Annotated in this window: 8 protein-coding genes; 4 read left to right on the top strand and 4 right to left on the bottom strand. The window is 68.0% G+C overall.

Annotated features, from left to right (window positions below; translation table 11 throughout):
* Positions 1–36 precede the first annotated feature (36 nt).
* Together V7787_RS51095 and V7787_RS51090 are read right to left on the bottom strand one after the other, a co-directional pair.
* Positions 37–846, bottom strand: a complete 810-nt coding sequence (locus V7787_RS51095) for an ABC transporter permease (RefSeq protein WP_336095175.1) — start codon at positions 844–846, stop codon at positions 37–39.
* A complete protein-coding gene (locus V7787_RS51090) occupies positions 843–1,853 on the bottom strand; it encodes an ABC transporter ATP-binding protein (RefSeq protein ID WP_336095174.1) in 1,011 nt (336 codons plus the stop codon). Before V7787_RS51090 ends, V7787_RS51095 begins: the two co-directional genes overlap by 4 nt.
* A gap of 291 nt (positions 1,854–2,144) precedes the next feature.
* On the opposite strand from V7787_RS51090, the gene V7787_RS51085 reads away from it, so the two are divergent.
* The 4 genes from V7787_RS51085 (at position 2,145) to V7787_RS51070 (ending at position 6,845) form a co-directional block, all read left to right on the top strand.
* Positions 2,145–2,891 carry a ferredoxin--NADP reductase gene (locus V7787_RS51085; RefSeq protein WP_336095172.1) on the top strand — a complete coding sequence of 249 codons (747 nt, stop codon included), beginning with the start codon at positions 2,145–2,147 and terminating at the stop codon, positions 2,889–2,891.
* A gap of 378 nt (positions 2,892–3,269) precedes the next feature.
* A complete protein-coding gene (locus V7787_RS51080; protein WP_336095171.1) occupies positions 3,270–4,811 on the top strand; it encodes an alpha/beta hydrolase in 1,542 nt (513 codons plus the stop codon).
* Between the two features lie 103 nt (positions 4,812–4,914).
* Positions 4,915–5,661, top strand: a complete 747-nt coding sequence (locus tag V7787_RS51075) for an ABC transporter ATP-binding protein (protein WP_336095170.1) — start codon at positions 4,915–4,917, stop codon at positions 5,659–5,661.
* The gene (locus V7787_RS51070; protein ID WP_336095169.1) at positions 5,658–6,845 is read left to right on the top strand and encodes an ABC transporter permease; all 1,188 of its coding nucleotides are present in this window, start codon (positions 5,658–5,660) and stop codon (positions 6,843–6,845) included. The genes V7787_RS51075 and V7787_RS51070 overlap by 4 nt, the downstream gene beginning before the upstream one ends.
* 266 nt (positions 6,846–7,111) lie before the next feature.
* On the opposite strand, the gene V7787_RS51065 is transcribed toward V7787_RS51070, so the two are convergent.
* A complete protein-coding gene (locus tag V7787_RS51065) occupies positions 7,112–9,160 on the bottom strand; it encodes a S9 family peptidase (RefSeq protein WP_336095168.1) in 2,049 nt (682 codons plus the stop codon).
* Positions 9,161–9,450: 290 nt separating this feature from the next.
* On the bottom strand, positions 9,451–9,699 hold a 249-nt coding region (locus V7787_RS51060; protein ID WP_336095167.1), incomplete at its 5' end, for an energy transducer TonB.

Genomic DNA, 9,699 nt, shown 5'->3' with positions numbered 1-9,699 from the left:
ACAGGCAGGTCGCGAAACTACCTCGCGATGGCAGGCTCAGCTGCGCAATCCCACGCCGCGCTTGAGCAGCCACAGCGCCAACGACGACAGCGCCGCCACGAACGCCAGCATCAACGCATACGCCACCCACGGCGGCACATCGCTGCTGCCGAGCAGGCCGTAGCGGAACGCGTTGACCATGTAGAAGATCGGGTTGGCGTGGGTGGCCGCCTCGGCCCACGGCGGCAGCAGCTTGACCGAATAGAACACGCCGCCCAGATAGGTCAGCGGGGTCAGGATGAAGGTCGGGACGATGGCGACGTCGTCGAACTTCTTCGCGTACACCGCGTTGATGAAACCGGCCAGCGAGAAGATCGTCGCGCCCAGCAGCACGGTGGTCAGGGTCACCAGCGGATGCGGCATGCGCACGGTGGTGAAGCACATCGCGATCGCCAGCACGATCGCGCCGACCATCAGCCCGCGCAGCACGGCGCCGGCGACATAGCCCCACAGGATCACCCAGTTCGGCATCGGGCTGACCAGCAGTTCCTCGACGTGGCGGCCGAACTTGGCGCCGAAGAAACTCGAGGAGATGTTGCCGTAGCTGTTCTGGATCACGCTCATCATCACCAGGCCCGGGACGATGAACTCCATGTAGGTGTAGCCGCCCATATCGCCGATGCGCGAGCCGATCAGGCCGCCGAAGATCAGGAAGTACAAGGTCATGGTGATCGCCGGCGGCACCAGGGTCTGGCCCCAGATGCGCAGGATCCGGGTGACCTCGCGGCGGACGATGGTGCCCAGCGCGACCAGGTTGCGGCGCGCGGGGCTGACGGCGTTTTCGCCGACCGGAAGGCTCTGGCTCATGCGGCGGTCTCCGGCTGCGCGGCGGCATCGGCGGGTTGGTTGATCATGCGCACGAACAGTTCTTCCAGACGGTTGGATTTGGTCCGCATCGAACGCACCCGGATCCCGGCGTCGCCGAGCGCGGCGAAGATCCGGTTGAGGTCCATCGCCCGCGGCATTTCCAGATCCAGGGTGTGATCGTCGCTGGCGAGCATCGCCACGCCTTCGATCTGCGGCAGCGCCGCCGGCAAGGTGCCGTCGATGTCGAGCAGGAAGCCTTCCACGTCCAGCATCGCCAGCAGCGCCTTCATCGGCCCCTGCTGGACGATCCGGCCGTGGTCGATGATCGCCAGATTGCGGCACAGGCTCTCGGCTTCTTCCAGGTAGTGGGTGGTCAGGATGATGGTGGTGCCGGCGGCGTTGATCTCGCGCAGGGTTTTCCACATGCCGCGGCGGATCTCGATGTCCACGCCGGCGGTGGGCTCATCCAGGATCAGCAGGCGCGGGCGGGTCATCATCGCGCGGGCGATCATCAACCGCCGCTTCATGCCGCCCGACAGGGTCCGGCTCATCATCCCGGCCTTGTCCCACAGCTGCGCGCGCTTGAGCTCCTCCTCGGCGCGGGCCAGGGCGACCGCGCGCGGCACGCCGTAGAAGCCGGCGTAGTTGACCAGGATGTCGAGCGGCTTCTCGAACATGTTGAAGTTCAGCTCCTGCGGCACCAGGCCGATCAGGCGCATCGCTTCGTCGCGGCGGCCGGTCAGGTCGGTGCCGAAGATCTCCACCGCGCCTTCGCTGAGATTGACCAGCGAGCTGACGATGCCGATCAGGGTCGACTTGCCGGCGCCGTTGGGGCCGAGCAGGGCGAAGAAATCGCCCTCGGCCACGTCCAGGGACACGCCCTTGAGCGCTTGAACCTTGTTGTCGTAAGTCTTGCGCAGCTCGCGCACGCGCAGGGCGGGAACCGCTGCCGCCGCGGCGGCCGGTACAGAACGCGGGCCCGTGGCGGGGGCCGTTGGCTGGGTCATTGCGTGGGGGTCTCGGATCGCTGGCCGCGGGCCTCGCGGCGAATGGCTTAGTATAGGCGGCCCCGTGGCGGTACTCCGGCCACAGACTGTTGCGAAATCCCATGTTGCGATGCCCAGGACGGGCCGGAACCTGAGCCCTGGCGGCGCGCCCGAATCCCGCGCCGCGACGGCCGGCGCCACCCAGGCTTTGCGCAGTGAGCCCACGCGAACCCGCGGCCGGGCCGGCCGGGCCCCTTCCGCATCCGATCGCGCCGCAAGCCGGCCGGAGCGCACACCGAGAACGCATCCCCCATGAAGCAATTCCCGCTCAAGCTCGTTTCGCGCCGGATGCTGGCGCCCAGCGTCGGCCACTACGTGTTTCTGCGCGACGACGGCGAGCCGTTGGACTACATCCCCGGCCAGTTCATCCAGGTCCACTTCCAGTACGCCGACGGCACCGCGACCAAGCGCAGCTACTCGCTGGCGACCATCCACGACCACGCGCTCGGCCCGGGCGAAGCGGTCGAGATCGCGGTCAGCTACGTGCCCGGCGGCGCCGCCACGGCCTTGTTCGAAGGCTTGAACGAGGGCGACCCGATCCAGGCCAGCGGCCCGTTCGGCCGTTTCTGCCTGATGCCGGGCGACGCCAACCGCCGCTACCTGCTGATCGGCACCGGCACCGGGGTGACCCCGTACCGGGCGATGCTGCCGCAGTTGCAGAACCTGATCCGCGAGCGCGGCATCGAGGTGGTGCTGCTGTTCGGCGCGCGTACGCCGGAAGAGCTGTTGTACGGCGACGAGTTCCGCGCCTTCGCCGAGCGCGAACCGAACTTCCGCTTCGTGCCGTGTTTCTCGCGCGAGCTGCCGGCCGATCCGCATCCGGATGTGCGCCATGGCTATGTGCAGCAGTTCCTGGGCGAGTTCGCGCCGGATGCGGCGGGGGATATCGCCTATTTGTGCGGCAATCCGAACATGGTCGATGCGTGTTTCGAGGCGCTCAAGGAGTATGGGCTGCCGGTGCCGCAGATTCGGCGGGAGAAGTACGTTTCGTCGAAGTGAGGCGGGCGCAGCGGCGCGTTAGCCGCTCGCGCCGTGACTTTCATCGTGAGCGCAGTGGCGCGGTCGCAGCTCGCGCAGCTCCTACAGTCGGATTCGCCGCCACCAGGCGGCCCGATACCGCGTTGCCGCGGCCGCTACCTGTAGGAGCGGCGCGAGCCGCGACTGCGTTGTAGCCGCTCGCGGCGGAAGGGCGAGGGCGGGCTGAGACTATCGCGCTGGGGTTGCCGGGTCTGCTTTTACCAGCGGGGTGGAGATCGGGACTTCGGGTTGAGGGGTCGGCCCCTCACTTATTTCACTTCGGTTGGTCACATCCACCCCACAGCCCCTGTCTGTCATCCTTGAAGGCGCACCGCACCGCCTTGGGATGAGAAAACGGACATGCACAGCAACACGAAGGATCAACCGCCGCGCTGGGCGCTGTTGGCGCTGACCGCGGCGCTGGCGGCCGCCGGATTGAGCGGCTGCGGCGGATCGGCCGGCGCCGCCGGCGATGCGCGGGCGGCGAGCAAGCGCCATTACGGCCAGATCGCGTTCGAACCCTGCACCCTGTCCTCGGCCTATGCCGCAGGCACCATCGCCGCGCAATGCGCGCGCTTGGAAGTACCGCAGAACCACGCCGACCCCAAGGGCGCCAAGATCGGCCTGCGGGTCGCGTGGCTGCCCGCCACCGAAGAAGGCGCGGCCGAAACCGATCCGGTGTTCTTCCTCGCCGGCGGCCCGGGCCAGGCCGCGACCGCATCCTGGCCGCTGGTCGACGGCGCGTTCCGCGACGTGCGCAAGCGCCGCAACATCGTCCTGGTCGATCAGCGCGGCACCGGCCAGTCGACCCCGCTGACCTGCCGCGAGGCGGCCGGCGAGAGCGATGCCGGCCTGAGCGAGCAAGCCATGCTCGATGCCTCGGTGGCCGCGGTGGAACGCTGCGCCAAGGCGCTGACGGTGGACGCGCGCTACTTCACCACCACCGACGCCATCGCCGATCTGGACGCGCTGCGCGCGGCGATCGGCGCGGACAAGGTCGATCTGGTCGGCGTCTCCTACGGCACCCGGGTGGCCCAGCAATACGCCGGCCGCTACCCGCAGCACACCCGCGCGGTGGTGCTGGACGGGGTCGCGCCGAACGAGTTGGTGCTCGGCAGCGAGCACGCGCGCAATCTGGATTCGGCGCTGGCCGCGCAGTTCAAGCTGTGCCAGCAGACCCCGGCCTGCCGCGCCCGTTTCGGCGCCGATCCGCGCGAGCAGCTGCGCCAATTGATGGCGCGCCTGCAGCAAGCGCCGGTGGAGGTCGACTACCGCGATCCCAACACCGGCGAGCAACTGCGCGAACGCGTCACCGCCGGCCACGTGGCGATCCTCACCCGGATGTTCTCCTACGCCCCGGAAGCCGCCTCGCTGCTGCCGCTGATGCTCAACGAAGCCGACCAGGGCCGCTACGCGCCGCTGATGTCGCTGTCGAAGATGCTCGGCAATCAGCTCAGCGAAGAACTCAACTACGGCATGCAGTTGTCGGTCAGCTGCGCCGAGGACGCGGACCTGTTCAAGCTCGATCCGGCCGACGCCGACACCGTGCTCGGCGACGCCATGCCCAAGGTGCTGGGCGCGCAATGCAAGGTCTGGCCCACCGGGCAGCGGCCGAAGAACTTCCACGAGCCATTCAAGTCGAGCCTGCCGGTGCTGCTGTTGTCCGGCGAACTCGACCCGGTCACCCCGCCGCGCTACGGCGATCAAGTAGTCAAGAATCTGCCCAACGGCCGCCATCTGATCCTGCGCGGCCAAGGCCACGGCGCGCTGCGGATCGGCTGCACGCCCAAGCTGCTGGGCCAGTTCATCGAAACCGCCGACGCCAAGAAACTCGACGCGCGCTGCCTGGACACGCTGGGCTATGTGCCGCCGTTCGTTTCGTTCAATGGATGGGAGCCGTAACAGCCGCGATCAGCCGCTGGCGAATGCGGCCGCATGCCGCCCGCATCCGCCGCCCGCTCGCGCTGCACCGACTCCCCGTTGCCGCCTCTATTCCCGGATTCCCATGATCACCGCCCACGATCTGCATAAATCCTTCAACACCAAGACCGGCCTGGTCCAGGCCGTGCAAGGGGTCGATTTCCAGGCCCACGACGGCCAGATCACCGGCCTGCTCGGCCCCAACGGCGCCGGCAAGACCACCACCTTGCGCATGCTCTACACCCTGATGCAGCCCGACCGCGGCGAAGTCCGCGTCGACGGTATCGACGCGGCCCAGCAGCCGGCCACGGTGCGGCGCGCGCTGGGCGTGCTGCCCGACGCGCGCGGCGTCTACAAGCGCCTGACCGCGCGCGAGAACATCGCCTACTTCGGCGAGCTGCACGGCATGAGCCGCGCCCAGATCGACCAGCGCACCCGCGCGCTGTCGCAGGCCCTGGACATGGACGACATCCTCGACCGCCAGACCGAAGGCTTCTCGCAAGGCCAACGCACCAAGACCGCGATCGCCCGCGCGCTGGTCCACGACCCGCGCAACGTGATCCTGGACGAACCCACCAACGGCCTGGACGTGATGACCACCCGCGCCATGCGCGGCTTCCTGCGCGGACTGCGCGAGGAAGGCCGCTGCGTGATCTTCTCCAGCCACATCATGCAAGAGGTGGCGGCGCTGTGCGATCGCATCGTCATCATCGCCAAGGGCCAGGTGGTGGCCGCCGGCAGCGCCGACGAACTGCGCGCGCTGACCGGCGAGGACAATCTGGAAGACGCCTTCGTCAAGGCGATCGGCAGCGACGAGGGCCTGCACGCATGAACACCCGAACCTTCTCCGCCGTGTGGTCGGTGATCCGCAAGGAACTGCTGGACATCTCGCGCGACCGCCGCACCCTGGCCATCGCCCTGCTGATGGGCCCGCTGCTGTATCCGCTGTTGATGCTGGGCATGGGCTCGCTGGCCGAACACCGCGCGCGCACCCAGCTGGACACCGCGCTGCGGGTGCCGGTGCGCGGCGCCGAACACGCGCCGAACCTGATCAAGTTCCTGGCCACCCAGAACATCGTCGCCATCCCCGCGCCGGCCGATCTGGACGCGGCGATCCAGAGCCAGCAGCACGACGTCGCCCTGATCGTCAGCAAGGACTACGCCAGCGACTGGAAGGCCGGCCAGCCGGCGCTGGTGGAAATCGTCCAGGACAGCACCCGCCGCGACGCCGACATTCCCAGCCGGCGCGTGCGCGCGGCGCTGGAGGGCTACAGCCGCCAGGTCGGCGCCTTGCGCCTGCTGGCGCGCGGGATCTCGGCCAACGTCGCCCAGCCGCTCAGCGTCGGCGACCGCGACGTCGCCACCCCGGAAGCCAAGCGCGGCCTGGTGCTGTCGGCGCTGCTGCCGTACCTGTTGATCATGACCTCCTTCGCCGGCGGCGCGTTCCTGATCATCGACGCCACCGCCGGCGAGCGCGAACGCCAATCGCTGGAGCCGCTGCTGGCCACGCCGGCGCCGCGCGGGGCGATCGTCAGCGGCAAGATCGCCGCCGCCTGCATCCTGGGTTTGTTCTCGCTGCTGCTGACCTTGCTCGCGTTCAAACTCAGCGCGCAGATGACCAGCGGGGTCGGACGCATGCTCGACGTCGGCCTGCCGGCGATCGGCAAGATGCTGCTGATCCTGATGCCGATGTCGTTCATCGGCACCGCCTTGCTGACGTATCTGTCGGCCGCGGCCAAGAGCCTGAAGGAAGCGCAAAGCCACATCACCTGGCTGATGCTGATGCCGCTGGTGCCGACCTTCGTGCTGCTGGTCAACCCGCTCAAGACCCAGCTGTGGCAGTTCGCGGTGCCGTTCCTGGCGCAGAACCAGCTGCTGCTGAAGGTGATCCGCGGCGAAGCGATCTCCGGACAGGTCTGGGCGGTGTACCTGGCCTGCGGCTTCGGCCTGGCCGCGCTGCTGTGGTTCGCCGCGGTGCGGCGTTATCACAACGAGCGGCTGGCGATTTCCGGCTAAGCGCGGGTCAGCGCGGCCGCGCCGACCGCTATCGAGCGCAGCCCACGCCGACAACGTGGGCTGCTTCGAACGCACCGCCCTGCACGCAGAGCGCCCGCATACAACCCGTCATTCCGGCGAAAGCCGGAACCCATTTTGATCTTGCTCCCAACAACGCGACAACGCCGTTCCACTGACACAACCGCCACACCACCCAACAAAAAGCCCGGCCTAGGCCGGGCTTTTTGCATACCTACCGCGCCGAACTCAAACCCAGCGCAACACCCTCACTTCTTCACCTCAGCCTGATGCGTCTTGAGCGCCTCAACCAACCCCTCGACCCCATCGGCCCCAGCCGGCACCTGCAAGCTCGATCCCTTGAAGTCCGCACCGATCGGTTCCACCCGCCCGCCCAGGCAACTGCCCAGGAACCCTTCCGCCACCGCATTGAACGCCATCCGGTTTTCCGGACGCTGGAAGCCGTGGCCTTCATCCGGGAACAAGGCATAAGTCACCGGCGTGCCCTTCTTCTTCATCGCTTCGACCAAAGCATCGCTTTCGGCCTGGATCACCCGCGGATCGTTGGCGCCGTGGCCGATCAGCAACGGCCTGGTAATCGCGTCCACCCGCGTCAGCGGCGAGCGCTCCAACAGTTTCTTGCGCCCGGCTTCGGTGCGCGGATCGCCGACCCGCTTGTACCAGGTCGATTCCAGCTGCGGGCCCCAGTAGGCCGGGAAGGAATTGATCAGCGTGACCAGATTGGCCGGGCCGACGATATCGACGCCGCATTTGAACGTGGTCGGAGTGAACGTCAGCCCGACCAGGGTGGCGTAACCGCCGTAGCTGCCGCCCATGATCGCGACCTGATCGGGCGTGGTCACGCCCTGCTTGACCGCCCAGTCGACCGCGTCGAGCAGATCCTCGTGCATCTTGCCGGCGAACTCGCCGTCGGCCTTGTTGAGGAACTGCTTGCCGAAGCCGGTGGAGCCGCGGTAGTTGACGTTGAGCACCGCGTAGCCGCGATTGGCCAGCCATTGGTAGGTGCCGGCATAGCCGTATTCGTCGCGCGCCCACGGGCCGCCGTGCACGAACAACACCATCGGCACCGGCTTGTCGGCGCGGCCGTCGCCGTCGGCATCGGCGCCGCGCGGCAAGGTCAGGTACGAGACCAGGTTGAGGCCGTCGCGCGAACGGATTTCGACCGGATGCATCGGCACCAGCGGCTTGCCGGCCAGCGCCGGGCGCACGTCGAACAGCTTGGTCAGCTTGCCTTTGCCCTTGCCGGCGCGGTCGTAGCGGTAATACGTGCCCGGCGATTCGGCGGCCGAGTAGGAGACGATCCAGATCTTGTCGTCCAGGGTCTGCGCGTTGATCGCGACTTCGCCCGGGCCGAGCTTGGCCAGGGTCTTGAGGTCGGCGGCGAATTCGCTGCCGATCGGCGTCCATTCCTCGCGCAGATAGTTCACCGACGCCGCCCGCGCCTGCCCGCTGCGCGCATCGGTCAGGATGCCGCTGAGATCGGCGCGCGGATTTTCCAGCAACACCGTCTTCTTGCCGCTGGCGACCTCGGTCGCGTACAGCGCGGCGGTGTCGCGGCCGCGCGAATCCATCGAGTACAGGGTCTTGCCGTCGTTGGTATAGCCCAGCGTGCGGGTGGTCAGCACGTCTTCGATCGGCACGCTGCCGACCGACTTCCAGCCGCCCTGGCCGTCGGGTTCCAGCCATTCCTGGCTGCCGTCGGGCTTGGGCAGAGTGGCCATGCGCACCTTCAGATCGGCGTCGGTGACGAAGCCGCCGAAGCGCTCGTTCTTCTGCACCAGGCTGCGCTCGCCGCTGACCAGATCGACCTTGTACAGATCGAAACGCTGCGGGTCGCGGTCGTTCATGCTGACCAGGATCGCGTCGGGATGCAGCGGGCTGACCTCGGCGATCGAGGCGCGGGTCTTGGGATAGTCGGTCAGATCGCGCTTGGCGCCGGTGGCCAGATTGGCCGAGTACACGTGGTAGTTCTCGTCGCCGCCGCTGTCGCGCACGTACAACACCGTGTCGGCGCGGTAGCTCCAGCTGTAGTTGCTGATCCCGCGCGCCTTGTCGTCGGTGACCGGCTTGGCCTGATCCAGACTGCCGATCGGCGCGGCCCAGACGTTGAGCACGCCGTTCAACGGCGCCACCCAGCTCAGGTACTTGCCGTCGGGGCTGACCTTGACGTTGGTGCGTTCGGGATTGCTGAACAACAGGCTGCGCGGAATCAGTTCGGACTCCGAGGCGGCCGCGGCCAGCGCGGCGGCCGGCGCGAGCGCGCAGACCAGGGCGGCGTAGAGCAGCGTAGTTTTCATGTCGATCTCCAAACGGTAGTACCGCGCCGGGCGCGGCAGTGACCGCAAGCGAACGCGCTCACGGCAGGGGCCAGCGAACAGTAGGCGCGGGCCGCAAGACGCTTATGTGGCGTTGGTAACGGTAGGGAGGTCGGGCATTCAGGCTTGGCACTCGCCGTACTTCCAGCGTCCGCATTTTTGCCGGATGCCATGCGGATGCAGCGGCGGCCGCGCGCGGGCCGCAAACGCGAGCCGAAAAAAAACCCGGCTCGCGCCGGGTTTTTTCGTTCCGTTTCCAGTCGCTGCGGCGATCAACCGCCCGGGTTGAACCCGATCGTGCGACGCGTGGTGACCGGCGCCGGGACCGGCTGGAAGCGCCACTTGCGCACCGCGTTGACCGCTTCGCGATCGAACACCCGGGCCGGGTTGGAACGGACCACGCGCGCGGCGGTGACCGAACCGTCGGTGCCGACGGTGAACTCGACCTGGACCTCGCCGGAGGTGCCGGCGCGCAGCGCGTCGGGCGGGTAGCGCGGGGCCGGCGTGGACACCGCGCGCAG

This window comes from Pseudomonas sp. CGJS7 (assembly GCF_036961695.1).
Note: the sequence above shows the minus strand (reverse complement) of the source record. Positions and strands in the feature narration are given on the sequence as shown.